This window comes from Vibrio hannami (assembly GCF_029589055.1).
GTDB classification, from domain to species: Bacteria; Pseudomonadota; Gammaproteobacteria; order Enterobacterales; family Vibrionaceae; genus Vibrio; species Vibrio hannami.
Map to the genome: position 1 here is coordinate 91,629 of NZ_JARQZP010000003.1, position 24,977 is coordinate 116,605.

A 24,977-nucleotide genomic window follows, 5' to 3' on the forward strand; every position below is an offset into this window, starting at 1 on the left:
ATTTTTATGCGTTAAGGTGTTCAAGTAAAGCCAGTACCGCTTTTGCCAGGTCGTGCTGTATTTCTCTTTTTTGATGCTCTATAGATTCCAAATAAAAGTTTTCGTTTAAACTCAGATCTTTATCAATGAGCGGGAAGTCCATCAGATTTAGTGATTGCACTATGTTCATTTCGCTGATGGTATTGAATAGAACTTCATCGTTGAACTCGGTTGTATGTTTAGCGTGTCGGTATTTCTTAGAAAGAAAAAAATAGTCGTGATGTCTTGTATATCTTGATCACTAATCTGACCGAGGTTCGTTAGTATTCGTAACTTAACAATTGTTTCTTCAATAGGACCGTCATCTGTATCTAATAGAGTGCCTACTAACGGAACAGAAAAGAGATCGGATGCGAAGGAGTTGTGCGCAAGCTCATTAGTTGCTTTGGTTATCTCTGACGTGCTTATAGCGAAAAAACTGGCTACATCTGAACACTGATCCAGTTTGAGAAAGAGAGCTTGCCTATGTATTGAGTCGTCCATTAACCGATGATTGTACTAACCGAAGAGTTTTAATTAGTATATTTGATTATGGTCGCTCTTCTTTGAAAATTCTAATTCCTTGCGCAAACCAGTTCTAATTCCTTGCGCAAACCAGTTCTAATTTTGATCAAAATAGCTCCTAAGCTTATCTCTCAGCCACATATTGGCAGGGCTATGTTTCATTCTGTTATGGGTCATGAGTTGGTATCGAATAGGAATGGTCGTAAATGGAGGCTCAATTATTTGAATATCAAACTTATCTTTGTACATTTTTGCGATGCTAATAGCGGTCGCTGAAATACAATCACTGCTTGAAACCATAGAAAGCTGCGATAGTAAAGACTCACATTCAGCGGCGACTATACGCTCATTCATTCTTTCTTTTGTATAGTAGTCTGCTAGATAGGCGTCTTCCCTACGTAGTTTCAGTGTGATGTGTTTCTCCTGGTAAAACTGCTCCCCGGAAATAGCACCATTAACCCTTGGATGCCCCTTTCTGGCGATTAAACAAATCTGATCTTCGAACAGGTATTCTGAGAAAAAAGACGGCGTTGAATAGTTTGAAAATTCGATGGCCAAATCGGCCTGTTGCTGGTTCAGGCTCTGTATCAGCGACTCCTCGTCTGCCAGGGTTGGGTGCAACTCTATCGATACATTACCCAGTGATTCATCTTTTTCAATTAGAGGTAACAGCATCAGCATGGTGGGTTCTGAAGAGTAAACAATAAACTTTCTTGGTTGTTCTGTACTAAACGTATCGATACTCTCTATCGCATTTTGAATTTGGGTAAACGCAGGGCTGACTTGCCTTATTAACTCATGAGCCTGGTGCGTAGGTACAATTCCTCGGCCAGAACGGACAAACAACTGAACTCCCAGTTGTTGCTGTAATCGCTTTATTAATCCGCTGACACCAGGCTGGGTCATATCCAACTCATCAGCGGTGAGTGTAATAGAACGATTTTCATAGACGGCTATAAAAACTTTCAACAGGTTGAGGTCTAAATCTCTAAGCATAAAGCACCATACATAACAAAACATGATGTGTTGTATATATTCTCATTTATGTTTTGTTATGTGTCAAACGGGTACATTAGTCACAGTTTAATACTGAGACAGAATGAGGCACTACATGAAAACCCGTTTCGCACCTTCACTTATCTCCCTGGCTGTTGTTTTTTCTTTTAGCGCACAAGCTGATTATGCCAGCCTTGAAACCTATCAGGGTAAGCCAGCAAGCGACCACACTATCGCAGTAAATAAAGAGTTGGCGAAGCAACTACCATGGGAAGATACGAGCGCATTTGAGCGCACGCAAAAAGGACTTATTGCGGAATTTGGTACACATGAAGCCGGTGAACTGAAGAATCGATTTGAGTATATGTCAGACATGACCGTCGATGAGTTGCCAGCATCCGTGAACCCTTCTATCTGGCGTCAGGGTATGCTCAATTATGCGGCAGGTGGTTTGTATGAAGTGACTGACGGTGTGTACCAGATTCGTGGTTCAGACCTATCAAATATGACCATCTATCGTACCGATAATGGCTATGTAATTCACGATCCATTGTTGTCTAAAGAAGCGGCAGCGGCATCGTGGGAGTTCGCGAAACTGCACCTGCCAGCAATCAACGGTGAACACAAGATTACAGGCATGATTTACTCTCATATGCATGCCGACCACTTTGGTGGTTCACGAGGTATCGTTGAATCTGGCGATTTCGCAGAAGATGCAGAAATCTATGCACCAAAAGATTTCATTAAAGAGCTGGCAGATGAAAATGTGATCGCTGGTACTGCGATGGGACGTAGAGCGAACTACCAGTACGGTACAACGCTAGATAACAACACCAAAGGTATTGTGGATAACGCATTGGGCCTTGGGACTTCTCGCGGGGAGGTAACTTTGGTTGCTCCTACTCATGAAATTCAGGAACGCGAGAAAGTGATTGTTATTGATGGACTGGAGTTTCACGCGATAAACATGCCTGGTGCCGAAGCCCCTGCTGAAATCGTGCTATATGTGCCGGAGTATCGTTCTCTGAACACGGCTGAACTGACCTATGACGGTATGCATAATATTTATACTTTCCGAGGTGCAAAAGTACGTGATTCACTGGTTTGGACTAAATATCTGACAGAGCTGAAACTACGTTATGTAGACAGTGGATTGGTTGACAATATCCATGCAGCACACTCTGCGCCAGTATGGAACGACCCAAATACAGCTGTGAATGAAATCTCAGAATATATGGCGCTTCAGCGTGATAACTACGGCTTTATTCACAATCAAGCAATGCGATTGGCTAATCATGGCGTAAGCATCAATGATGTAGGCAGAGAAATTGAAACATTGGTTCCTCAGTCTCAGAAAGATACCTGGCACACCAATGGATACCACGGCTCATACAGCCACAATGCCCGTGCGGTAGTGAACTTGTACCTTGGTTACCATGACCTGAATCCGGTGAATACAAACCCGCTACAAACGAAAGATAAGTCTTGCGTTTATGTAGAAGCGGCAGGGGCGGAAACGTTATACAACGCGGGTATGGTACACTTCAATAATGGAGAGTATCAGGAGGCTTCGCAGTTGTTTAATGACCTTGTCCAGTGCGACCCGAATAACATTCAGTACCGTTTTGCGTTAGCAGATAGTTTTGAGCAGCAAGGGTATCAGTCTGAAACAATGGCATGGCGTAATTCATACCTTCAGGGTGCGGTGGAGCTTCGAACGGGTGAGATTCAGCCTTCTATCAAGTTAGCGTCGGCTGATGTAATAGCGAACACTCCAACAGGTATGTTTCTTGACTTTGTGGCGGTGATGTTGAATGCAGAAAAAGCAGAAGCGGAGGCACTGAACTTTAACTTTGCAGTTGTGCATCCAGAGCTTAATGAAAAGTTCTATGGTGAGGTTTCAAACGCTAATATGGCTAATATTCAGGTTGACGAGTTGCCTAATACCGATTTCAGGATTGATATCGCTAAAGAGGATCTGACCAAAGTCGTTTTAGGTCAGGCGACACTTGAGTCACTCGCTGAAGCTGGTGCGGTTAAAGTGACAGGTGATGCTGAGTTATTACAGAAGTTAGCTGGCACCCTGGACGAGTTTGATGGCTTGTTCGAGATACTGCCAATGCCAACCAAGTAAATAGTTACTATGCATTGAAGCCGAAGCCTCACATCATGTGGGGCTTCTTTCGTAAGAAACACCATGACAAGAGAACACTCATCCGATCTCTGATACAAGCCGATTAACTATACTCTACATATTGCAATTAAGGGCAATTGACCACCGTATGGTGTGGAGGCAGTTATGATTCCAGTCAATGAAGCCTTATGGACACAAAGTAAGGCGAATCGGCTTTCTCCCCGTTTTGAACAAAAATATAACAATATTGTTCAGCAGTTTTTTTCTCGGGATCCACGTCACTGGCCTATTTTTCAAATCGCAGAGCTTGGCGATCTTGTTACCCGTCGGCGCTCACTTCATCCTCATTCAAATGTTTCTATGGCGGACAGGCTAGAGACAGAAGCAACCATCCCTTTAACCAGTAGTGATGCAGCGACTCCTTTTGATCCGCTCGCGCTTTATGCCGCGAATATGTCGAAAAACTGGGAAGATCCAGCATCAGTAGAGAATGTGGTGTCCACACCAAGCGATCCTGCTATTCATGGTGCGTTATTAGCAACTATCGCCAATCCAAACCTTGTCTCTCGCCAGTATGCGGGGGGAGCAGTTGAACTAGAGCAGGTTGTCATCCGGCAAATAGCCAATCTTGTTGGGTATGATGATAAAAAAGCGACCGGACTTTTTACTCAGGGCGGAACCTTCTGCAACCTCTATGGCTATCTGTTAGGTATTCGAAAAGCGTTTCCCGATTCGTCTGTAAACGGGCTGTCAAATCACTCGTTTTGCATGATGAACTCGGAAGCCGGGCACTACTCGAACATGACCGATCTTGCATTAATGGGGATCAGTATTAACAAGCAGGTAATGAGAGTTCGGGTGAATCGTGATAACCAGATAGACGTCGAAGATTTTGAACGTCGCATGAAAGAGTGCATTCAAAAAGGGATTAAAGTACCAACGATATTGCTGACCTGCGGAACGACGGACACATTTGCCATCGATGATGTAGAAGCTATTTATCGAATAAAAGAAGAGCTCTGCTACAGATACAATTTGAGCTACAAGCCTCACATTCATGTTGATGCAGCGGTGGGTTGGAGCTTAATGTTTTTCAATAGCTACAATTTTGAAGCAAACCCTCTTGATATCAACCCAGCGACACTTCATGGACTGGACTCGATCATGCCAAAGGTTCGGGCACTGAAGTACGCAGATTCTATCACCATCGATTTCCAAAAATGGGGTTATGTGCCGTATACATCGAGCATGATCATTATAAAAAATGGCAAAGATATGGAGGCGCTGAAGCAGGATCCTAACTATTTCTCTTACTTCGAACCAAGGATGAAAGAAGCGTCTCATTTACAGTCAACAATAGAGTGTTCAAGAAGCGCGGTCGGTGTTTTTTCTGCGTATTCGGCACTGTCTTATATCGGTATTGAAGGGTTTCAGTTGCTGATTTCAAACTGTATGCAAAACGCTAATTACCTGAGGTATCTGCTTTCGACGCAGGATCACTGCCGTGTGGTTTCGGCGAGTAATCAAGGGCCAAGTGTGACTTTCCGCTTGTATCATCCGCAGTCAAAAGAGGACCCGTATGAACTGTTTGACGAGGAACGCAGAGTGGTGAACGATGAGTTTTTTGATAGTGAAGCTAACCACGCGGCCTATCATCGAAAGAACTTTATTGCGCGCAAAGGACGATGCCTGCACACCAATTGGGTAGAGTCTATCGCTCATACGGATTACAACAGCTTTGGTAATTGCCTATATCTGCCTGGCGAAAAAGCGGTGTTCTTTAATCCACATACGACCAGAGATCAAATTCAGGAGTTTGTGGAGCATTTGTATTTTCACAGGCACCGGATTTAGGAGTTGTATTTCACCGAAAATAGAATATTCTCAGCATCTTGTCACGTGAGTATATATGGAATAACTTCGGAACCGAAATGCGAGTAAAGCCTTCATTGCTTGCGCTGTTATTGTAACAGCGCAAGCCCATTCATCCTCTCTCGAACAGTCCGCTAATATAGAACGAAGCATCATTTTTGATGCTCAGGCAAGCCAACAGGTTGTTAGCAAAAGCTCAGATATAGCTTTTGAGCTTCAAGCAGAGATAAAAGCACTGGAGGCGGAATTAAACAGGCTGAATGTTTATGAGAAGCACCTGAAAGAAGTGGTAGAAAACCAGAACCAGGAAGTGAAAAGTCTAGATTCACAGCTGGTAGAGATCGCCGAAACCCGCCAGAGTATCGTTCCTTTAATGTATGAAATGCTGGATGGCTTATCCGTTTATATCAGCCGTGATATGCCTATCCGAAAACAGGCTCGATTAGAGAGGGTGGAAAAGCTTCGTAATTTAATGGTACAGGCTGATATTAGTGACGCCGAAAAGTTTCGTCGTATTTTAGAGGCTTACCAGATAGAACTCGATTACGTCATGAAGATAGGAACCTATACAGGAATCATAGAGATCAACGGAATGAAACGGCAAGCAGAGCAGCTCTACGTTGGTCGCCTTTCATACCTGGCCAGGAGCACTGATAAGCAACAATACTGGGTATGGAGCAGTAACTCGAAAAGCTGGAACGAACTTGATACATCCTTCTACCCAGAACTCGGAAAGGCCTATTCGGTAGCAAACAAACTTGCGCCACCTTCTATCCTTCAGCTTCCTCTGTCGCAAGCGGAGGTGAGTCAATGAAACAAGTTAAATTCATCCTTGGCAGCGTGCTATTGACGATCCTATTTGTGCTGAGCGCTCCGGCTTCCGCCGGGCCGGAGTTACTGAGTTCGACTAAACAGGTACAAACTGAAGAACGGATTAAAAACGAGCAACGGGAAGAACAGTTTCATACAAAAGAAGAGGAACTGCGACAGATACGTGACCGTCTTCTTGCAGAGAAACAGAGCCTTGAAGCCAGCATTGATAACCTGAGTCATAACTTTAGCGAGAACGAACAGTTACTAGCAGATAAAGAGAAGGCACTGCACCTGGAGTCGGGCAGTCTGGGAGAGCTTTTTGGTGTGGTTCACCAGGTAGCAAAAGAGCTACAGAGTGAGTTAAACGGTTCTGTTACGGCTATCGGGCAGGATAAAAGTATTGAACAACTAAACGAAATTGTTCGAGCAAAGGTGCTTCCTTCAAAAGAAGAGTTATACGCACTTTGGGAAACCCTTAACGCACAGTTAAAAGTCGCCTCCGGTATTGAAGATATTACCGTTCCCGTTGTTCATAGTGATGGCGTGATAGGGGACGAGCATGTTCTCAGGCTTGGCGCTTTTGGGATAGCAAACGAAAGTGGCTATTTAAAATGGTCAGGGGATAACTTAGGTGCTGTTACCTACAAGGTTCAGCCTATAAATACCCCATTAAAAACGAGTTTAACTGACCAGAATTCGTTGGTTTCTATCGACCCGAGCAAAGGTCAGCTGCTTGAGCAACTAGCTTTGACTCCAACTCTGTCAGAGCGTGTTGAGCAGGGTGGTGTAGTTGGGATAATCATCCTTGGACTTCTGGCTACGGGCCTATTGATTGGATTGGTTCAGGGCGCTTTTCTTCTGAATAGCCGCATTAAAATAAACGCTCAACTCAAAGATACAGGAAACATAGGTAATAACGCATTGGGTCGTGTTCTTAGTGTCTATAAATATGATGAATCGCCGAATGTTGAAGCGCTTGAGCTGAGGCTTTTTGAAGCGGTTCTGGATGAGCTGCAAACGCTGGAGCGTGGACTTTCGATGATTAAGCTTATCGCGGCACTTTCGCCTATGTTGGGTCTTCTCGGAACGGTTACCGGTATGATCGAGACTTTTCAAGTGATTACTCAGTATGGCAATGCTGACCCGCGTGTGATGGCTGGTGGTATCTCTACTGCTCTGATAACCACAGTACTTGGCCTGGTTGCGGCTATGCCTCTTTTGTTTATTCACAATATTCTGAGCTCTCAAGCGGAAAGTATACGTACCATTCTGGAAAAACAGGGAGTGGGGCTAGTGGCACAACGAGCAGAACTCACGGCAGCGGAGCAAAATTAATAGTGGAATGGTATAGCTTGTTGCCCGAGTTTAATTTAGGTGCTGGCATTGAGCAGTTTATGTCTCGTGGGGGGCCTATTCTGTGGTGGCTGGCAGCACTAATGCTAGTTTTCTGGTTAGTGGCAGTTGAGCGTTTGATATTTCTATATTTTGTTTTTCCCAACAGGCAAAAAAATGGATGTCCGCCTGGAATGCCAGAGCAGATCATCAGTCGTGGTTTGCCAGAAAGCAGCGGGATTCATGGTTGAGTCAGGCGCATTTAGAGCTGTTCCAGAATGTTAGTTTCCTGAAGATGCTGATCGGTCTGTTTCCAATGCTAGGGTTGCTTGGCACAGTAACCGGTATGATTTCCGTGTTTGACGTTTTGGCGACAGAAGGCTCTTCTCAGCCCCGGCTTATGGCATCTGGTATTTCAATGGCGACAATTCCAACCATGGCGGGAATGGTTGCTGCGTTAGCCGGTGTTTTTTCATTCTCCCGTCTGACGGCGCTTATTGAGAGAAGAGAAGTGCATTTAGAAAAAATGATGAGGAGCCGAAAATGAGACTGGGGAACCGAAGAAAAAACAGAGAAGAAGCCCAAATAGATATGACATCCATGTTAGATATCGTATTTATCATGCTGATCTTTTTTATCGTGACCAGTTCTTTTGTTAATGAGTCTGGTGTAGAGGTGAATCGTCCAAAAGCGGCGAACTCAGTCAACCAGAAACAGGCAACTATTTTTATAGCCATCACGGCCCAAAATGAAATATACATAGACAAAAGAGTCGTCGATAAAGAGCGGGTGCAGGCAACGCTGGAACATCTGGTGACCGAGCAACCCGACGCGTCGGTTGTTATACAGGCTGACGAATTTGCATTTAATGGCGCCGTTGTCTCGGTTATGGATTCTGCAAAAGGGGCTGGTATAGCCAATATCGCGTTAGCAACGGAGCAGAAGTAAATGCTACGTTTTTTGCTCGCCTTACCGGTCGCAGCCTTTGTTTGTTCAGGCCTGATCGCGGCGATGGCCTGGATGGTAGATTTGAATACCAACCCAGATAAGCCAAAGCGTGAGCCACTTAGATTTGACGTGATAATTGCAGAGCAAGAACAATCAAGTGAAAGACGGAAACGTACCTTACCAGAACCACCAGTACCGGCTCCGGCGACACCGGTACAATCAGCCCCCTTATCTAAACAAACATCGAAGGTCTCTTTAGAAGTGTTAAATTTGCAGGCGCTTCCTGAGGTGAGTATTGATTTGTCCGTTTCCGGTTTAAATATCACGGCTCCGGCGCAATCTATCTCGGTTACAGAAAAAAACGCCACACCGGATGTAATAGAAGCACTGCCGGCTATGTCAGGACAGACTCAGCAGGTGATGCCTATTAGGCGTGTCGAACCTATATACCCAAGAAAAGCGCAGCAAAGAAAGATCGAAGGTTACGTGTTGCTCAGATTTGATATTGACCGCTCTGGTAAGCCAACTCAGATCGAAGTAACGGAGGCTAGCCCTGCACGTATTTTTAATCGGGAAGCGATAAAAGCACTGAAGAAATGGCGCTATCAACCGCAAATGGTCAATGGCATAGCGCAAGAGCGTATAGGGCAGGAAGTCAAACTTGAGTTTAGGATCCGCTGATGATTAAGAGTCGTTTTTCCTGCCTGATATTGCTCATTACTGCGTTAGCTGGAGCCTCTTTACCATACAACGGGTTGGCGCAGGAGCTATCGAGTTATACAGTTCGCAAGGTGCAGCGAGCTTATCAATTGCAACAAGAAGGTAGTCTGAAGCAGGCTATCGATATGTTGGAGAGCATCGAATCAAGCCGCAAATTCGACGTTGCGTATGTGAATCGTATGCTTGGAAGCCTGTACTGGCAAACCGAAAAAAACATCAGGCGATAGAACATCTGAAGCAGGCCGTTGATTCTAAAGCTCTGCCTGAATCGCAACAAAAAGATACGACCAGAATGCTGGCAGATATCCTTTTATCAGAAGGAAGGTATCAACAGGCGGAAGACAGCTATAAAAGTTTGTTGGCACTTTATAGCAAACCAGATGATTTAGAGTGGATCTGGTTGCGAATAGCCCAAGCACAATATCAACAGAATAAGTGGACTTCTGTTGAGCAGTCTGTGGATAACCAGCAAAAATACCAGAACCAAGCTGGCTTCAACCCCAAAATATCTCCACTAAACATGAAGTTATATTCACAGGTCGCGTTGGGTAAGTATACGAGCGCAATTTATACAACTAAGGCCATTCGAGAGCTGGAACCGAATAACCTGCTGTGGTGGAAGCAGCTAACATCACTGTATATGCATACTCAAAATTATAACCTGGCGCTGGTGACTTTGCAGCAATCAGAACGTGCCGGATTTGAGCTTAGTAAACAGTATCTCGAACTACTAGCACAGCTATATGGCCAGCTTGGTGTACCAGAAAAAGCAGCGGAAACTTTTCAGCGGCTTGCCGTCAAATATGGCGAATTATATTTTACTGTTCAGGCGGCACGCTATTGGCAAACTGCAAGAGAGTGGGTTAAAGCTGAGAGTGTTTGGAAGCAAGCAGCCATTCATGATGGCAAATACTACTGGCAGCTTGCTCAGCTAAAAATTCAGTTACATCAATACCAGGGTGCGCTTGATGCGATAGAAAAAATGCCTGATATGAGTTCAACGGTATTGTTAGCAAAGACCAGAGCTTTAAATGCTTTGGGAAAGCACAACAAAGCATTGGAAAGTGCTAAACTGGCGCACCAGCAGTCGCCATCAGAAGAAAGTCTAAGCTGGATTAGGTATTTGTCTGTGTTGAGTCAGTAGGAGTTTGAGATAAATTTTAGTGGCCTGCACGCTACCTAACTTATTACCGAGCATAACGCAGAAATTTCTCAAGCTTATGCAAAGCAATATTATACCCCACCTCGTTCCCACGCTCCGCGTGGTAATGCATATTGCTGTTAGATATATCCACATAAGTTAATCAAAATAAAGAAAATAAGTTCAGTGAAAGTTTATACACCTAATTATAGTGTTGAATCTGATATGCATTCCCACAGAAGACTGTGGGAACGAGGATTACGTGTAACTATTCAAGTTTAAATCACTGCTAGCACCACAAGGGTCAATTGCGCTCGATGTCTATACAGCGACACGTTTTACTAAGCAGAGTGAATACTTGAACCTTGATAAAAACGCCATGAATGGCTTTTGGAGCGCAGAAGATTACTGGTGTATCCAGTCTTCTTTCAAATATGAAGATGACTCTGTAACGCTAGATAAATATGTTATCTGCGAAGATAAAAGAGAATGGACGGTGTATAACTGGTTGCAACACTTCACCATAAAAATGCTAAGTAATGAACTTGACGCACACGGGCTCGAAATAAAAGCGACTTATAGCGACCTGAGAGGCTCACCATATAAAGATGGTGATGAAATGGCGGTAGTCATTAGCCATAAGTAACTAAAGTAGTGATATTCAAGGGGCGAAATGTTCGCCCTTTTATTGATTCTAAAGCCTACCTGAGTGTTAGTCTATTGATGAAGAGCTGTAGGTTGTGCTTATCCAGCACGACTCCCATTTGGAACGTCGCATTCAGGCATAGCTAGACATGGCGTTAGTTTATCTTCATAGCCAATATCAAAAAGCATCCCTTGCGGAAGTTCCCCAGCCATTTTTCGCTCTGGTAGATTCATGACAAATAGTGCCTGTTTTCCTTCTATTTCTTGAGGGTTCTCTCGTTCCTGCTTTATACCTGCAAGGATTGAGCGTTCATGGTCACCAAAATCCACAATTAGTTTCATTAGCTTATCTGATTTGGCTACTTCAACGACTTGAGTGATTCTCCCAACACGGATATCAAGCTTTGCAAAGTCATCATATGAGATAAGATCTTTAATTGGAGCTGGAGTCATTGTTTGTCGTTAAACCAGGTTATATGAATGTCATAGACGAGACTATAAGACACGAAATACTCAGTAAAGCTAATATTATTTATCACCCATAAGATTGACTGATATGAGCAACAAACTTATATGGAAGCCTTTCAACTCACTGACCAACAGCAACTTTTTGCTCCAAAAATCTCATGAAATCAGAGTGACAAACTGCCTCAGAATAGTAGTGCCCCTGACCATATAGATATCCGTAGCTAACGAGTCGATCTCTTTGTATGGCGGTTTCAATACCTTCCGCCACCACATTCATGTTCAAACCCTGTGCCATGGGTAAAAAAGTTCTGCACAAAGTATTACTTGCCTGATCGCTATCAATCGATTGTACGAAGCTTTTATCAACTTTAAGAATATCAGCATCCAGCTTATGAAGATAAGAAAGCGATGAGTAGCCAACACCGAAGTCATCGATAGCAATATGTACACCTTTGGACTTAAGAGTTTTGAGCTTCATCAGTGTTGATTCATCACTGGTCATCAACACATTTTCGGTAATCTCTATGAATACAGGGCACTCTTCTTCACCAAGTTTATCAAGACATTGATTAAAGTGAGCGAACCAGTTTTTGCTGTTATCGAACAAAATTGGCGAAACGTTGATCGACAGGTTTATTGGTTTGCCAGAAAATTCTCGGAATTGTCTTACTGCTGAAAACGCTTGTTCGTTGATTAAGCAACTGATTTCGTCCACCAGCCCACTCTCTTCTGCCAGATATATAAATTCATCTGGAAAGATAATGCCTTTATCGGGATGGTTCCAACGAATAAGGGCTTCAGCTTTTTGAATTTCTCCGGTGAGTAGATTTACGATCGGCTGATAGTGCAGCTCAAATTCTCGGTTTTGAATTGCTTCTCTCAGGTCGTTTATTGTTTGTCTCTTATATTGAAGCTTTTGTAGCATTGGAGTAGCAAAAAAGTTGACTGTGTTTCTACCCGCTGCTTTAGATTCGTACATGGCAATATCAGCATTCTTGAGTACTTCTTCGGTGGTTTTTCCTCCATGGGGGTATTGGCAAATCCCTATACTCGCAGAAATTCGTATCGATTCTCCTTTTAAGTTAAATGGCTTTGCAAGTTCCTTAAGAATGCCTTTGGAGATACGATCCAGAACGAAGGTTTCAGGAGTGCCATCCATTAGTACGGTAAACTCATCACCACCTAAGCGCGCTAACGTATCTTGCCTTCTGATGACGCTTTCAATCCGCTTGGAAGCGTAACGAAGTAATTCGTCTCCAACGTCATGGCCCAGATTATCATTCACATCTTTAAATCCATCCAAATCAAGATACATCAAGGTGAACTCATCGACACTTTCGCTCTCGACCAGGCTATTCATTTGCTCAAGTATATACCGGCGATTTGGTAGGCCAGATAAGGGATCACGATATACCTGTGTCTTTAACTCTTTGGTTCGTTCCTGAACCTGGGATTCCAAAAACAGATCTCGATGTTCCACTTCTTCCAACATTGTGTTGAAACAGTGAGTTAATACGCCAAGCTCATCCCCTCGTTGAGTTTCAGTTACTCTTAACTTGTAGTTATTACTTTTTGTCACTTGCTCTGCAACGTCAACCAGGCCAATAATTGGTTTTGTAAAAATACGGCTGAGATAGAGTGATACCCAGAAGCTAACCGCGAGAGACAGCAGTAGCATGACAAATAATATGCGTATGTATGAGTTAGCCTGATTGTCTAAACGAGTATTATCTGTCCAGATAACCAGGTCACCATAGTCAGTCCCTTCAAGGCTTAGCTGAGTCGAAAATCGAGTAAGCTCACCGTATATATCCTTAGTATTTTGTGTCCCGGGATCTGATCTTAAAAATACGTCACCATTAGCATCGTAGATAATCACTGCAGCAACATCTTGCAAGCCAATCAAAGGTGTAATCAACTCTTTTACCGTATCTGTATCCTGGAAGAGTATGGATGCAGTAAGGTTAGGAGCCAGAATTTCACTAATAGAGTGAATACGGTCAGCTTCTGACTCTTTTGTTGAATTTAGTTCATAGACTGTGAACACTAGTGAGGTGACAAGTGTTAATAGTGCTGCCAACAACATCAAATAGAAGAATAGTTTTCCCCTTAAAGACTTTTTAGCAGAAAGCGACTGCATCATGGTGTTTTACTCCCGTCGACTATTCTCCCTAATCTCAACACTTTAGAACTAAGCTTTATTCCCGCATTAGATAGATTTTCAGGACTGACTTCGAATCTTATTTTTCCTCCTGCCAGGAAGAAGCTTATGTGTCCGCCGTCTGCTATAAACGAACTTTGTTGGCCTACAATCATTGAGTTTTTAAATTCTGTACTATTAATAAAATTATTTGATACTGCTTTAGTTACAAACAGCGTATGGCATCCCGATTCTGGTGCCGTGATTTGTCTGGTTTTTATTGGGCGCGATTTCACTATCTGCTTCTTAAGAGTATTGCCCGCCACTTCTACAAAATCTGGGTCTAAGCTGCAAATAACGTATTGATCATCTACGTTTTCATCGAACCACTCACCGGTACTGTATCTTGCAAAGTTATATAAAAAGCCTGCTTTAAGCGCGAACTCCCGCTCTCCTGCGTAACTGTATACAGGAGAAAAGTATGCTAGCAATGTCAAAAACAACGTTAAGAGCTTGCTTAAGTTAGACATGTTATCTGCTAGAAGTTAACTAACACGGCAGCGGTGAAAGAGGGTTCTATATATGTTGGTAGGGTATACATTTCGTCTGTATTTCCAAATTCCACTTTATCACCATGAAGAAGGTTGTTAGCTGCAATTCCTAGCTGTAGGTTTTGCGACGCTTGCCATTGCCAACTTACGTCCAGAGCGAAGAAGTCGTCTACGTCATAGGCCTCACCATCTTCGTATCTAAGTTTGGTGAATAGACTATGTGAATCAGTAAGAAACGCTGATGCTTTAATCATTACTTGCTGCTGTGTAGAACTGTAACCTATGGCACTTTTCATGGAGTCAGATAATTTATAGTCTTGATCTACATAGCTGTAGGCAACTTCACCTTTGAGCCCCGGAAGTATCTGCTTGCCAATGACAAGTTCGCCACCATAGCTTTCGATTTCGGCACCCGTGACAAACAGTGAGTTCACATAAGTTGATGCGAGGGCGCTAGCAAAATTCGCTGGATTGGTAAGATACAGAGAGATCAACTGATCTACGCTTGTGCTCGAGCTTGTTTCAATTGACATGACATCTTTGGTATCGGTATGAAAAAGGGATACATCAATATTCCATTGGTTCGCCATATAGCGATAACCGATTTCTTTTGATGTGGATGTTTCAGGCTCTATATCTTCGTTGCCGGTGAGATAATGATTAAAGTTGTAGCTATACAATTCTTGTGGCAATGAGGCGGCCAGTGCGGGGTCGTATTTTTCTGCCAGAGAGCCAAGAGTCGGCCCGCCGATACGATATTGTGCGCTATTTTCGGTTATCGAAGGAATGCGTACGCCCCTTGATATGGATGTCCAAACTGTGCTTTGCTCATCCACAAGCCATAGGAGTTTTGCAGCGGGCTGATGTTCCCAACCAGTAAAGTCATTGTGTTCTGATTTATTTCCGACGATAAATTTTACAGTATCAGAAATCAGATCCCATTGAACTTGAGCGAATGCACCATATTGTTCGTACTTATCTACATCGGAAATCAGAGAATAGATGTCTGTTTCCTCGAGTTCCAAATCGATATAACGGTAGTTTAGCCCCCAATCGAACTGATAATGGTCGACTACGATATTCATCTGATAATCAGCATCTGCAGTCCGTTTTATTTCGTGGTAATAGTCACTTTTGTCCTGAGTAAATGAGTAGGCGAGCTGCATCATCTGAGTTGTATTGGGATTGATGACATGCTCAGTTCTGGACATCAAATTAAATGAGTCCCATTTATCCTTAGTATTACTAGGGAAAGGATCGTTTGTAGCGAGATCGACATAGTAAACATCGCTATTAATGGATGCTGTCAGGTAATCTATCTTCAGCAAGGTGAATAGACTTTCACTTAAGTTGAAATCCAGTCGCCCACCAACACTTTGGCTTTGACTGCTATCGTCTGGAGTAGAGATTCGGTTACTTTTTAATGATGAATCAAGGTCGTCACTCATCGCATAAACACGATAAGAGCCGTGTATCCCCAGATCATCACCGTATCGTGCAGTAACGTCGTGATTTAGTGTCGTGCCAGTGTTCGCTTGTAGTGCAAGAGACCGCGTATCTTCACTATGTTTGGTGATTATATTGATGACACCATTTGTGGCGTTACTTCCCCATAACAGGCTGCCTTGACCTCTGATAACTTCAATTTTTTCGATATCAATAAGAGGAACCTTAAGTACTTCCCAGTTTACACCAGCATGTATTGGGTCATAAACACTCTGTCCGTCGACCATTACCAGGAGTTTATTAGAGTATCGGCTTGCAGATGCTCTTGAAGTAATCGCCCAGAGATTCTGGTTAATTTGTCTTACCTGTAAACCCGGAACTAACTTTAACGCTTGTGGAACAGAAGTTGAGCCTGACCGAAGAATCTCTTCCCCAGTTAATACATAGACAGATGCAGCAGTATCTTTTGTTGACTGGAGCCGTCTCATTACTGACGAAAGTTGTACGTCAGAACTCATCAGTGATTCGAGATCAAATGAGTTCACCTCAGAATCATTGCCAAAGGCAAATAGAGGCATAAATAATGCAAAAGGGACTATTGTCTTTATTTTGAAAGGCATATAACTAGGTCCATACTACAAGCTGGTGTTATTACACTCGTGAATTATTAAGCCCACATTTTAAATGGGGTTTATGTGGCATAAATGGAACGAGTTTAACATTTACACAATTCAAATGAATGCTAAATCAGTCTTGTATTTGACACTTTTATAATTTCGTTCTTCTAGAAATGTTTTAGATCACACTTTCTAACTTATATTTACTATTTGAGGTAACTAATTGATGTAATGACGTCATGGTGTCATAAGCTGAAGGATAATTTATGGCAAAAGACAAAGACAAAGACAAAGACAAAGACAAAGACAAAAGCAGCAAGAAAAATACCTCATTACGGCTAGAGGCAAAAACGCTTAAAGCACTTAAGCTTAGAGCAATAGAAGAAGATACATCGGTACAAAAAATTATTGAGAAGTTAATCAAGAATTTTCTCGATCAGGATAAAGCAAAGAAATAGCGAGAGAGAGTTTACGTATGAGTTCAGTGACTAAAAGAATTGGTGTATTGACTGCTGGTGGAGATGCACCGGGTCTGAACGCAGCCATGAGAGGACTGGCAAAAGCAGCTCAGGATAACTATGGCATTGAAATTGTGGGTTTTTATGACGGTTATAAAGGCCTGGTAGAAAACAATGCCAGACTGATGGAGCACGCAGACTTCTCCGGTATCCTGCATGAAGGTGGTTCTTTCTTGAGAAACTCCCGGGAGCGGCCTTTTAAAGACGAAGCTAAAGTTCAAAAAATGGTAGATAACTACCATGCGTGGAATCTGGATTGTTTAGTCGTACTTGGTGGTGGTGGCACCAATAAACGGGGTTACTGGCTAACAGAAAGAGGCCTGAATGTTATTGGCCTCCCCAAAACGATAGACAACGACATATTCGGTACCGATATTACCTTCGGTTTCCATTCTGCTTTGGAGTTTTGCACAGACGCCGTAGACCGCTTACACACGACAGCAGCTTCGCACAAGCGCGTAATTTTAGCTGAGATTATGGGTAATTCAGCAGGCTGGCTGGCTCTTTACGCTGGTATTGCCGGTGGTGCGGATGCGATTATTCTTCCGGAAATTCCTTACGATGTTCACAAACTCAAAGAGCATGTTGATAAGCGAATGAAGAATTCCAAATCACAGTTCTGCGTGATTGTGGTTGCTGAAGGTGCGCGTACGTTAGAAGAAGCTCATTTAACTAAGAAGAAGTTTAAGAAAAAACGAGCTGCAGAAGGTATCGGTGCTGCAGACAGGCTATCGAAGGAGCTTAATGCAATTTCAGATTATGAATCGAGAGTGTCTGTTTTGGGTTACTTGCAAAGAGGGGGCAGCCCGACAGGCTATGACAGGGTACTGGCAACCCAGTTTGGAGCTAAAGCGGCGGAGCTGTTGTACAAAGGCGAATATAACAAAATCGTTGCGGCAAAAGGGTTAGAAGTGGTTGCAGTTCCGCTTGAGGATATCGCTGGTAAAACAAAGTTTGTACCTAAAGATCATCTAGCCGTTCAGTCCGCGAAGCTGACAGGAATCTGTTTTGCTGATTAAGTTATAGCTTTTGGTGATAAATAACTCATTTGACCAACTAACTCCAGCATATACACTATGATCTATGAAATGGAGTAGGGGATGTTGAGCTTGCTCGATGTTCCCGGTTTTTTCTAGAGGTAAAAATGAAGTTTGTAGGATACAGCTTAAAACTATTCACCCTTACATCGGCCATTTTGTTTTCTCATCTCAGCGTTGCTGAAACATTGAAAGTGATGCTTCATACAGGATCTTTCCCGCCCTATTTCTTTGAAGAGAGCGATTCACGAACCGGAACGATAAAGGATATATTCTCTGCTCTATCTGAAGAAACAGGGGACAAGATTGAATATGTTCGAGTTCCGTTTAACCGTGCTTTATATATGTTCGAAGCTGGAGAAATCCATATTGAACCTATGACCAACCCGGCTTATCGGGGAGAATCTAAAGTTCCTGGTATTTACAGTGAGCCGTTTACCGTTGCCGATGAAACGCTTCTTTTTAACAAAAAGTACGTTAAACAAGTGGAATCTCAGGACGACTTATTAGGTGAGAGTATCGGTGTTGTGAAAGGGTATTACTATCCGAAATATACACCTTATTTTGAAGACAACCGCATTGAAGCTTATCCAACGCAAAGTGAAAACAAGCTAATCCAATTACTACTATCTGAACGAATTCACCAGGCACTTATTAATAAGGATTTCGCCCAGTACCAGATTAGGGAGCAAAATTTGAGTGACAAGCTTGTCGTAGGTGAGCCTTACCACTCTTTGGATATGATGATCCGATTTCATCCTTCTAAACAAGATGCTGTTGAGCGCTTTAATCATGCGATCCTAAAGCTCAAGGAGAAAGGGGCTATTGACGAGATCTACGATAAGTATCGATGAGTTAATTTGAAAGCTAACTAGCCATACCTAACCGTGAGTTGCTGTCAACAGCATCGAGTATTATCGATGCTTACTCTCAATCAGAGATAAAAACAGATTGGAAGCGGTCGTTAGAATTTGGTCAGGGAAATCGTAATCGGGATTGTGAAGTTCGGCATGATCTATCCCGCTGCCTATGCCAAATAATGCGCCGGGGGACTTGAGAAGGAATTCGGCGAAGTCTTCCGACCAGCGGAGGGGTTCATCAAGTTCCGTTACCGACAAATCCAGTTTTTGCGCCTGTTGAATCAATTGCTCGACGTGAACATTTGAGTTACTCGCAGCATTGAACGGTTCATGCCAGCTATACTGAATTTTTAGCTTACTTTGTTGCTGCATCAGATTAATTTTATCTAGGATTTGATTTTGCATATCCACAAACGTGGCATTACATTCACTACGAAGTGTAGCCATGACCTTCGCACTCCCTGCTGAAACGCCGAAGGCTTCCTCTCCAAGGATTGCATGTACGATCGTAACCAGGCTAAAAGTGTCGGCGTATTTCTGAGGTAAATCCTGTAAGAAATTTATAAGTTCTATCATCTCATTTACAGGGCTGATCCCTCTGGAAGGGTAGGCGGCATGAGATGTCTTTCCTTGCAGTTCTATAGATATACCGGTAGATGCACATGCGAAAGTGCCTTTTTTGACCACGACCTCGTGCAAGGGGTAACCCGGTAAATTGTGATAAGCAAATACATTTTCTACCGGTAATCCCGATAGATTATGATCTGCTAACATTTCTTTGGCTCCAGTACCAGTTTCCTCTGCTGGTTGAAACAGTAAAATGACTTTCCCTTTGTGTGGAGGATATTTGCTTAGCTGTTCAGCCACGCTTAACAAAGAGGTGGTATGCCCATCATGGCCGCAACCATGCATGACGCCATCGTTAAGGGATGCATGGTTGTGTTCAGCTTTTTCCTTAACCTGAATAGCATCGAAGTCTGCTCGTATCAGCGTTGTTTCACCTTCTTCTGTTCCCTCAAACACACAAATAATCCCATGACCACCGATCTTTGTTATCGGGCTAAGGCCAAAAGCTTGCAATTGCGTAGCTATGGCAAGCGCGGTCTCTTCCTCTTGGTTCGAAAGCTCTGGGTTGCGGTGCAATTGTTTTCTAAACTCGGGAGCGTTAAAAGTGGCCATGCTGCATCCTTGTTCTTTTAGTATCTATCCTAGTTTGCCAATAGGGCAACAGTATCACAGAGAAAAATAAATGGGGTTTCTATCTGAGGATTAGATAAACTAACCTCTCAAACTCATTCCCGTAAGGAAGCGTAATGACCTCGCATAATGTTGGAGAGCTGACTGCTCAGTTTCCTCTTCTAAATGAACTTATTGAGCTGAAGGAAATATCCTGGTTTAACCCGTCAGTTACTTCGTTGGAGAAGGCTTTGCCGTATGTTGGATTAGATTCCGAAGATATCCGTGATGCCAGTATGCGCCTGAAAAGGTTTGCTCCATATTTGAGCAAGGTTTTTCCGGAGACAGCGTCTTTGAAAGGGATGATTGAATCGGAGTTAGTGGATATCCCTGATATGCAAAAGCGTGTTGAGGCTGAAGCCGGTTGTTCAATACCGGGAAGGCTGATGCTTAAAAAGGACAGTCACTTACCAATATCCGGTTCCATAAAAGCTAGAGGCGGGATTTATGAGGTGCTTGCTCATGCTGAAAAGCTCGCGCTTGCTGCTGGGTTGCTCTCCATAGAAGATGACTACAGTAAATTGGCAGGAGACGATTTTAAACAGTTCTTTAGCCAATACAGCATAGCGGTAGGGTCAACGGGTAACCTTGGACTGTCTATTGGCATAATGAGTGCAAAACTTGGCTTTTCAGTTTCGGTGCATATGTCTGCTGACGCCAGGGACTGGAAAAAGCAGATGCTACGAGCTCATGGCGTTAACGTTGTGGAGTATGAGCAAGATTATAGTGTCGCCGTTGAGCAAGGTAGGAAAGAAGCAGAAAAAGACCCGAATTGCTTTTTTATCGATGACGAGAACTCTAAAACACTGTTTTTAGGTTATTCGGTAGCGGGAGAGCGTTTAAAAGCACAGCTAGATCAATTAGGTATCGCTGTTGATGAAGAACATCCACTTTTTGTTTATCTGCCTTGTGGTGTCGGTGGTGGCCCTGGTGGTGTGGCATTTGGATTGAAGATGGCACTAGGTGATCATGTGCACTGCATATTTGCAGAGCCTACGCATTCGCCGTGCATGTTGTTGGGAGTGCATACCGGATTGCATGATGAAATAGCCGTTCAGGATATTGGCATCGACAACGTGACCACGGCTGATGGTTTGGCTGTCGGAAGAGCTTCTGGGTTTGTAGGTAGGGCAATGGAGCGGCTATTGGATGGCTATTACACCATCTCTGATGAGAGCATGCTGCGCTATCTCTGGGAATTGAATGACGCCGAAGGAATACTTTTGGAACCGTCGGCCTTGGCGGGAATGCTTGGCCCTCAGACAGTGATTCGAGGATCTGATTATTTGCAGCGATTTGGTTTGAGCCCGTCAGTTATGAATAATGCCACTCATATAATCTGGGCAACCGGAGGTGGAATGGTACCTGAGTCAGAAATGCAGAAATACCTAAACGCAAGTCTGTGAGTAGTTTCTCTGTATCCACTTAAAAATTATGGTCTTATGATTGTTTTAGAAATGGTAAGGGATGTACGCATGAAGTTGGTAGCAAAAAGAGATGATGGCTGGCAGTTATATAAAGCGGCAGAGCAATATTTTGAGTCGCAGATAGAGCTTACTGATGAGCAACTCGCCACAGATGGTGAAGAACAGTTGATGAGCTCAGGTAATCTCAAACAGCTGGCTTTCAGTGACTCCTCGATTAAAGGCTGGTTCAACAACGAAGTTAAAGACGAAGATTTCCAGAAAGTACTTGAAACGCTAGAACCAATCATTGTCGGGTTCTGGCAACAGAAAAAAATCGAATCTTGGATAATGGAGATTTATTAAGTTTTAATTGGACTTGTTGTCTCTCAAAGTATAACGGCACCAATGCAGGTGCCGTTTTTAATAGAGATAAAAAATTGCTTAATTGATTAGTTCAATCTTATTGAAGTCAATTTTGTTCGCTTTTGGAGAGCGTTCGATAACGGAAACCCGGCGATAACTTGTCGCCATAATGTACATAAAGCACCCAAGAATCAATCCAATTGCTAACGCGCCAACCCACTGAATTTGTAAGAAGTCCAGCTTAAACAACAACGTTAAGCCAGAAAGTAAGATCAGATTACCGACAAAGTAACGGGTTTTACCGAAGCGCTGCACGGTCAAGTCCAGATTGTCTGTATAGAGCCTTACTAAAGAATCTAAAGAGTTGACGACAAAAGTCATGCCTACGAAAACCATCGCCAGGTTATAGAATCCGTCTACCGGAATAGCGTTTGCGCTGTAGTAGTATAGAACCGTAAACCATATTGCAATTGGAATAGATGGGAACACCATCATCGCAGCCAGTACCTGATAGGTTCTTAATCCACCGACAAAGCGCGACGTAAACTGACCAATCATAATGCTCCATGCGAACCACCAGTAAAGGTAAAACTCGTGGTAGTCGTTGATTGGCAAAATAAACTGATGAAGGTTTGCAAAGTAATCCCCAAGCAGAGAGAAGGTGACAAAAAACTCACCAACACTTGAGCTTTCGGCTAAGAACGCGTTACCCCACATCATTGTAATCAATATGAAAAACAGCCAGCTACTGCCAAGGCTAAGTACTTTTACATAACGGATACTGGTGCTTGAATAAACAGCGATAGCAATAACGGCAAACACTATGAGGTAGAAGCTGCCGATAACCGTTTCGCCGTCACCTAATTCAGGCAGATACCAAGGCAAGTTAACCAGCAGCAAATATGCGGTAAATGCACATGTGCCAATAATTACAATGTTATTAATAAATTTTATTAATGGAATTTCGAAAAACTTAACTCTAGGCTCAATGACACAAAAATAGAAGCAAGTTAAGAAATAAAAAGCCCAGATAAAGAATGCCCAGAACCCAAACTCAATAGATAACGGGTTGCTAAATGCATATTCTGGACTTGCGATGACATCAGCGTAGCCAGAAAACTCGGTTAGAGGGAACATTATCAGCCCGACATCTAAACCGGATGTAAATAGAATCGCGATAAAAGTAAATTTACGTACTGGAGTAACGCCGATGCATTGCATATTACCCCAGCGATAGAGAATGAATATGATAGCGGCGAATGTAAATAAAATACCAGTTGATAACCAGGTGGTCATTACTTGACCTCCATGTTGTAGCTATAAAACACAATGAAATCCTTATTATGTTTTGCTGAGCTCGCTACAGTCGTTTGATAGCAGATGCCATCAGGTCTTAAGTATCGTGCTGACGATAGTTAAAACCTGATCAACCGTTTCGGAGCCAGATGAAACCATTTGCGAGTATCGCGTAGGCTGGTTAGATGCCTTCAAAGACGTTTTTAGTAAGTCACCTCTCTTTTAGGGGAGTGTGATCTCTGGTTCGTTTCCCACTGTTCGGCAACCATTACTTCTGCATGCTCTGCCGCAAGTAATTCTTCACCAAGAATCATATCTGCTGCACGTTCAGCAACCATGATGGTAGGAGCATTCAGGTTGCCATTTGGAATGGTCGGAAAAATAGAAGAGTCGACGACTCGTAGGTTCTCTACCCCGTGAACCTTTGTCTCGGAATCGACAACTGACATCTGATCCTCTCCCATCTTGCATGAACAGGAAGGATGGTAAGCGCTCTCAACCGAGCTCCTTACGAACTTGTCTATCTCTTCATCGGTCTGGACATCTAAGCCAGGTTGAATCTCCTCACCACGATACTCGTCCAGAGCCGGTTGGTTGATAATTTCCCGAGTAAGGCGGACACATGCGCGAAAGCCTTCGATATCTTCCTGGTGAGACAAATAATTAAACTGAATTTTTGGGGCTATCTTCGCGTCATTGGAGACAACTTTTACAGAGCCTCGACTTTTAGGTTTGTTGTGCCCAATATGTACCTGGAATCCATGCCCGGCAAAAGCTTCTCTACCGTCGTACCTCATGGCTGCAGGCAAAAAGTGGTACTGTAGATCTGGCCATTCTAGATCTGCTTTAGAACGAATAAAGCCGCACGACTCAAAATGGTTGGTTGCACCAAGCCCCGATTTGTTCAGTATCCAACGAGTGCCAATAAGCAGCTTATTGAATGGGTCAAGTTTGCCATTCAAAGAAATAGGCTTCAGACACTTGAACTGAAAGTAAAATTCCAGGTGGTCTTGTAAATTTTCACCAACACCTGGAAGCTCATGTACAAGGTCAATTCCGGCTTCTGCTAGAATGTCAGCATTGCCAATACCAGACAACTGTAATAGGTGCGGAGAGCCGATTGAACCCGCAGAAAGAATCACTTCTTTTTGGCAGTGTTCGTCAATAATATTTCCTTTTATTTCATAGCGAACACCGACCACTTTTTTGCCCTCAAGTAATACTTTATGTACCTGAGCGTGAGTCACTACAGTCAGATTGCTACGTGACATTGCTGGCCTCAAATAGGCATTTGCTGTCGACCAGCGCACACCATCTTTAATGGTCATATGCATAGGTCCAAAACCTTCCTGTTGGGCTGCATTATAGTCTTCGGTATGCATGTAACCTGCATCGCTACCAGCATCTACAAATGCCTGATATAAAGGGTTCTTCATGTTGTTGCCGTTGTTCACAGCAAGCGGACCTTCTCCACCTCGATATTCGTTGCCTCCAGATATCCAGTTTTCCGCTTTCTTAAAGTAAGGTAGGCAATGAGCGTAATCCCACTGGTTAGCGCCTTCCTGTTGCCATTCATCAAAGTCTCTTGCATGCCCCCGAACATAAACCATACCGTTAATCGATGAGGATCCCCCTAAAACCTTACCGCGAGGGCAGTGCATGCGACGATTATCCAAAAAAGGTTCTGGTTCGGTTTCAAACTGCCAGGCGTACTTTTCAGTGTTCATAGGAATGGACAGTGCGGTAGGCATCTGGATAAATATACTCTTATCACTGCCGCCTGTTTCCAGAAGCAATACTCTATGTAAAGGATTGGCCGATAACCGGTTTGCAAGCACGCAACCTGCGCTGCCTGCACCAACTATAATGTAGTCATATTTTCCTTGGTTCATAGG

General features: G+C 43.3%; 24 protein-coding genes and 1 pseudogene. 15 read left to right on the top strand and 10 right to left on the bottom strand.

The features are described 5' to 3' along the window. Window positions 1-4 precede the first annotated feature (4 nt). The 3 genes from P7F88_RS01850 to P7F88_RS01855 all read right to left on the bottom strand — a co-directional run bounded on the left by P7F88_RS01850 (window position 5) and on the right by P7F88_RS01855 (window position 1,539). Window positions 5-169, bottom strand: a complete 165-nt coding sequence (locus P7F88_RS01850) for a hypothetical protein (RefSeq protein WP_277821657.1) — start codon at window positions 167-169, stop codon at window positions 5-7. Next, window positions 166-522 carry an MltR family transcriptional regulator gene (locus P7F88_RS25715; protein ID WP_422127297.1) on the bottom strand — a complete coding sequence of 119 codons (357 nt, stop codon included), beginning with the start codon at window positions 520-522 and terminating at the stop codon, window positions 166-168. Before P7F88_RS25715 ends, P7F88_RS01850 begins: the two co-directional genes overlap by 4 nt. Window positions 523-639: 117 nt before the next feature. Then, entirely contained in the window at window positions 640-1,539 is a 900-nt protein-coding gene (locus P7F88_RS01855) for a LysR family transcriptional regulator (protein WP_277821658.1), read from the bottom strand. Window positions 1,540-1,654: 115 nt separating this feature from the next. Between P7F88_RS01855 and P7F88_RS01860 the strand changes: the two genes are divergently transcribed. The 10 genes and pseudogenes from P7F88_RS01860 (at window position 1,655) to P7F88_RS01905 (ending at window position 11,145) form a co-directional block, all read left to right on the top strand. Next, window positions 1,655-3,673: an alkyl/aryl-sulfatase gene (locus P7F88_RS01860; RefSeq protein ID WP_277821659.1), complete on the top strand. Its 2,019-nt coding sequence runs from the start codon at window positions 1,655-1,657 to the stop codon at window positions 3,671-3,673. Between the two features lie 165 nt (window positions 3,674-3,838). Beyond that, a complete protein-coding gene (locus P7F88_RS01865; RefSeq protein WP_277821660.1) occupies window positions 3,839-5,527 on the top strand; it encodes a pyridoxal phosphate-dependent decarboxylase family protein in 1,689 nt (562 codons plus the stop codon). Between the two features lie 94 nt (window positions 5,528-5,621). Further along, window positions 5,622-6,359 (top strand): DUF3450 domain-containing protein, encoded by a 738-nt coding sequence (locus P7F88_RS01870; RefSeq protein ID WP_277824506.1) that lies wholly within the window; start codon window positions 5,622-5,624, stop codon window positions 6,357-6,359. Continuing rightward, window positions 6,356-7,693 (top strand): MotA/TolQ/ExbB proton channel family protein, encoded by a 1,338-nt coding sequence (locus tag P7F88_RS01875; RefSeq protein WP_277821661.1) that lies wholly within the window; start codon window positions 6,356-6,358, stop codon window positions 7,691-7,693. Before P7F88_RS01870 ends, P7F88_RS01875 begins: the two co-directional genes overlap by 4 nt. 59 nt (window positions 7,694-7,752) lie before the next feature. After that, window positions 7,753-8,237: pseudogene (locus P7F88_RS01880) on the top strand (MotA/TolQ/ExbB proton channel family protein). Further along, the gene (locus P7F88_RS01885) at window positions 8,234-8,638 is read left to right on the top strand and encodes an ExbD/TolR family protein (RefSeq protein WP_277821662.1); all 405 of its coding nucleotides are present in this window, start codon (window positions 8,234-8,236) and stop codon (window positions 8,636-8,638) included. Before P7F88_RS01880 ends, P7F88_RS01885 begins: the two are co-directional and overlap by 4 nt. After that, a complete protein-coding gene (locus P7F88_RS01890) occupies window positions 8,639-9,319 on the top strand; it encodes an energy transducer TonB (RefSeq protein WP_277821663.1) in 681 nt (226 codons plus the stop codon). It abuts the gene before it with no gap. Then, on the top strand, window positions 9,319-9,585 hold the full coding sequence (locus P7F88_RS01895) for a hypothetical protein (protein ID WP_277821664.1): 267 nt from the start codon (window positions 9,319-9,321) through the stop codon (window positions 9,583-9,585). Before P7F88_RS01890 ends, P7F88_RS01895 begins: the two co-directional genes overlap by 1 nt. Before the next feature lie 65 nt (window positions 9,586-9,650). Continuing rightward, entirely contained in the window at window positions 9,651-10,502 is an 852-nt protein-coding gene (locus P7F88_RS01900; protein ID WP_277821665.1) for a tetratricopeptide repeat protein, read from the top strand. 355 nt (window positions 10,503-10,857) lie between these two features. Further along, on the top strand, window positions 10,858-11,145 hold the full coding sequence (locus tag P7F88_RS01905) for a hypothetical protein (protein ID WP_277821666.1): 288 nt from the start codon (window positions 10,858-10,860) through the stop codon (window positions 11,143-11,145). A gap of 98 nt (window positions 11,146-11,243) precedes the next feature. Here the strand turns inward: P7F88_RS01905 and P7F88_RS01910 are convergent, their stop codons facing one another. From P7F88_RS01910 to P7F88_RS01925, 4 genes are all read right to left on the bottom strand, one after another. Then, window positions 11,244-11,597, bottom strand: coding sequence for a tRNA-binding protein (locus P7F88_RS01910; protein WP_277821667.1), 354 nt, complete (start codon window positions 11,595-11,597; stop codon window positions 11,244-11,246). Window positions 11,598-11,733: 136 nt separating this feature from the next. Then, window positions 11,734-13,755 carry a bifunctional diguanylate cyclase/phosphodiesterase gene (locus tag P7F88_RS01915; protein ID WP_277821668.1) on the bottom strand — a complete coding sequence of 674 codons (2,022 nt, stop codon included), beginning with the start codon at window positions 13,753-13,755 and terminating at the stop codon, window positions 11,734-11,736. Further along, window positions 13,752-14,282, bottom strand: a complete 531-nt coding sequence (locus P7F88_RS01920) for a YfiR family protein (protein WP_277821669.1) — start codon at window positions 14,280-14,282, stop codon at window positions 13,752-13,754. Before P7F88_RS01920 ends, P7F88_RS01915 begins: the two co-directional genes overlap by 4 nt. Window positions 14,283-14,290: 8 nt before the next feature. Further along, window positions 14,291-16,369 (bottom strand): TonB-dependent receptor plug domain-containing protein, encoded by a 2,079-nt coding sequence (locus tag P7F88_RS01925; protein ID WP_277821670.1) that lies wholly within the window; start codon window positions 16,367-16,369, stop codon window positions 14,291-14,293. A 263-nt stretch (window positions 16,370-16,632) separates the two neighbouring features. Here P7F88_RS01925 and P7F88_RS01930 point away from each other — a divergent pair, with 263 nt between their 5' ends. The 3 genes from P7F88_RS01930 to P7F88_RS01940 all read left to right on the top strand — a co-directional run bounded on the left by P7F88_RS01930 (window position 16,633) and on the right by P7F88_RS01940 (window position 18,775). Then, window positions 16,633-16,824: a ribbon-helix-helix protein, CopG family gene (locus P7F88_RS01930; RefSeq protein WP_277821671.1), complete on the top strand. Its 192-nt coding sequence runs from the start codon at window positions 16,633-16,635 to the stop codon at window positions 16,822-16,824. 17 nt (window positions 16,825-16,841) lie between these two features. Continuing rightward, window positions 16,842-17,903 (top strand): 6-phosphofructokinase, encoded by a 1,062-nt coding sequence (locus P7F88_RS01935; protein ID WP_277821672.1) that lies wholly within the window; start codon window positions 16,842-16,844, stop codon window positions 17,901-17,903. A 125-nt stretch (window positions 17,904-18,028) separates the two neighbouring features. Further along, complete coding sequence (locus P7F88_RS01940) at window positions 18,029-18,775, top strand: substrate-binding periplasmic protein (RefSeq protein WP_277821673.1); 747 nt, start codon at window positions 18,029-18,031, stop codon at window positions 18,773-18,775. 60 nt (window positions 18,776-18,835) lie between these two features. On the opposite strand, the gene P7F88_RS01945 is transcribed toward P7F88_RS01940, so the two are convergent. After that, window positions 18,836-19,960 (bottom strand): amidohydrolase, encoded by a 1,125-nt coding sequence (locus P7F88_RS01945; RefSeq protein ID WP_277821674.1) that lies wholly within the window; start codon window positions 19,958-19,960, stop codon window positions 18,836-18,838. A gap of 134 nt (window positions 19,961-20,094) precedes the next feature. On the opposite strand from P7F88_RS01945, the gene P7F88_RS01950 reads away from it, so the two are divergent. Next, a complete protein-coding gene (locus P7F88_RS01950) occupies window positions 20,095-21,423 on the top strand; it encodes a D-serine ammonia-lyase (protein WP_277821675.1) in 1,329 nt (442 codons plus the stop codon). 69 nt (window positions 21,424-21,492) lie between these two features. After that, window positions 21,493-21,786 (top strand): hypothetical protein, encoded by a 294-nt coding sequence (locus tag P7F88_RS01955; protein WP_277821676.1) that lies wholly within the window; start codon window positions 21,493-21,495, stop codon window positions 21,784-21,786. Between the two features lie 78 nt (window positions 21,787-21,864). Here P7F88_RS01955 and P7F88_RS01960 read toward each other — a convergent pair whose 3' ends face one another. Continuing rightward, complete coding sequence (locus P7F88_RS01960; RefSeq protein WP_277821677.1) at window positions 21,865-23,082, bottom strand: hypothetical protein; 1,218 nt, start codon at window positions 23,080-23,082, stop codon at window positions 21,865-21,867. A 203-nt stretch (window positions 23,083-23,285) separates the two neighbouring features. Continuing rightward, on the bottom strand, window positions 23,286-24,974 hold the full coding sequence (gene betA / locus P7F88_RS01965) for a choline dehydrogenase (protein WP_277821678.1): 1,689 nt from the start codon (window positions 24,972-24,974) through the stop codon (window positions 23,286-23,288). Between the last annotated feature and the right edge of the window lie 3 nt (window positions 24,975-24,977).

What these genes read in the sequence shown, in the direction of transcription:
- P7F88_RS01855 (WP_277821658.1), bottom strand. Translation starts at nt 1,539, where the DNA reads ATGCTTAGAGATTTAGACCTCAACCTGTTGAAAGTTTTTATAGCCGTC.
- P7F88_RS01940 (WP_277821673.1), top strand. Translation starts at nt 18,029, where the DNA reads ATGAAGTTTGTAGGATACAGCTTAAAACTATTCACCCTTACATCGGCC.
- P7F88_RS01930 (WP_277821671.1), top strand. Translation starts at nt 16,633, where the DNA reads ATGGCAAAAGACAAAGACAAAGACAAAGACAAAGACAAAGACAAAAGC.
- P7F88_RS01860 (WP_277821659.1), top strand. Translation starts at nt 1,655, where the DNA reads ATGAAAACCCGTTTCGCACCTTCACTTATCTCCCTGGCTGTTGTTTTT.
- P7F88_RS01910 (WP_277821667.1), bottom strand. Translation starts at nt 11,597, where the DNA reads ATGACTCCAGCTCCAATTAAAGATCTTATCTCATATGATGACTTTGCA.
- P7F88_RS01935 (WP_277821672.1), top strand. Translation starts at nt 16,842, where the DNA reads ATGAGTTCAGTGACTAAAAGAATTGGTGTATTGACTGCTGGTGGAGAT.
- P7F88_RS01865 (WP_277821660.1), top strand. Translation starts at nt 3,839, where the DNA reads ATGATTCCAGTCAATGAAGCCTTATGGACACAAAGTAAGGCGAATCGG.
- P7F88_RS01925 (WP_277821670.1), bottom strand. Translation starts at nt 16,369, where the DNA reads ATGCCTTTCAAAATAAAGACAATAGTCCCTTTTGCATTATTTATGCCT.
- P7F88_RS01875 (WP_277821661.1), top strand. Translation starts at nt 6,356, where the DNA reads ATGAAACAAGTTAAATTCATCCTTGGCAGCGTGCTATTGACGATCCTA.
- betA (WP_277821678.1), bottom strand. Translation starts at nt 24,974, where the DNA reads ATGAACCAAGGAAAATATGACTACATTATAGTTGGTGCAGGCAGCGCA.
- P7F88_RS01850 (WP_277821657.1), bottom strand. Translation starts at nt 169, where the DNA reads ATGAACATAGTGCAATCACTAAATCTGATGGACTTCCCGCTCATTGAT.
- P7F88_RS01895 (WP_277821664.1), top strand. Translation starts at nt 9,319, where the DNA reads ATGATTAAGAGTCGTTTTTCCTGCCTGATATTGCTCATTACTGCGTTA.
- P7F88_RS01950 (WP_277821675.1), top strand. Translation starts at nt 20,095, where the DNA reads ATGACCTCGCATAATGTTGGAGAGCTGACTGCTCAGTTTCCTCTTCTA.
- P7F88_RS01915 (WP_277821668.1), bottom strand. Translation starts at nt 13,755, where the DNA reads ATGATGCAGTCGCTTTCTGCTAAAAAGTCTTTAAGGGGAAAACTATTC.
- P7F88_RS01945 (WP_277821674.1), bottom strand. Translation starts at nt 19,960, where the DNA reads ATGGCCACTTTTAACGCTCCCGAGTTTAGAAAACAATTGCACCGCAAC.
- P7F88_RS01960 (WP_277821677.1), bottom strand. Translation starts at nt 23,082, where the DNA reads ATGACCACCTGGTTATCAACTGGTATTTTATTTACATTCGCCGCTATC.
- P7F88_RS01920 (WP_277821669.1), bottom strand. Translation starts at nt 14,282, where the DNA reads ATGTCTAACTTAAGCAAGCTCTTAACGTTGTTTTTGACATTGCTAGCA.
- P7F88_RS25715 (WP_422127297.1), bottom strand. Translation starts at nt 522, where the DNA reads ATGGACGACTCAATACATAGGCAAGCTCTCTTTCTCAAACTGGATCAG.
- P7F88_RS01900 (WP_277821665.1), top strand. Translation starts at nt 9,651, where the DNA reads ATGCTGGCAGATATCCTTTTATCAGAAGGAAGGTATCAACAGGCGGAA.
- P7F88_RS01955 (WP_277821676.1), top strand. Translation starts at nt 21,493, where the DNA reads ATGAAGTTGGTAGCAAAAAGAGATGATGGCTGGCAGTTATATAAAGCG.
- P7F88_RS01890 (WP_277821663.1), top strand. Translation starts at nt 8,639, where the DNA reads ATGCTACGTTTTTTGCTCGCCTTACCGGTCGCAGCCTTTGTTTGTTCA.
- P7F88_RS01885 (WP_277821662.1), top strand. Translation starts at nt 8,234, where the DNA reads ATGAGACTGGGGAACCGAAGAAAAAACAGAGAAGAAGCCCAAATAGAT.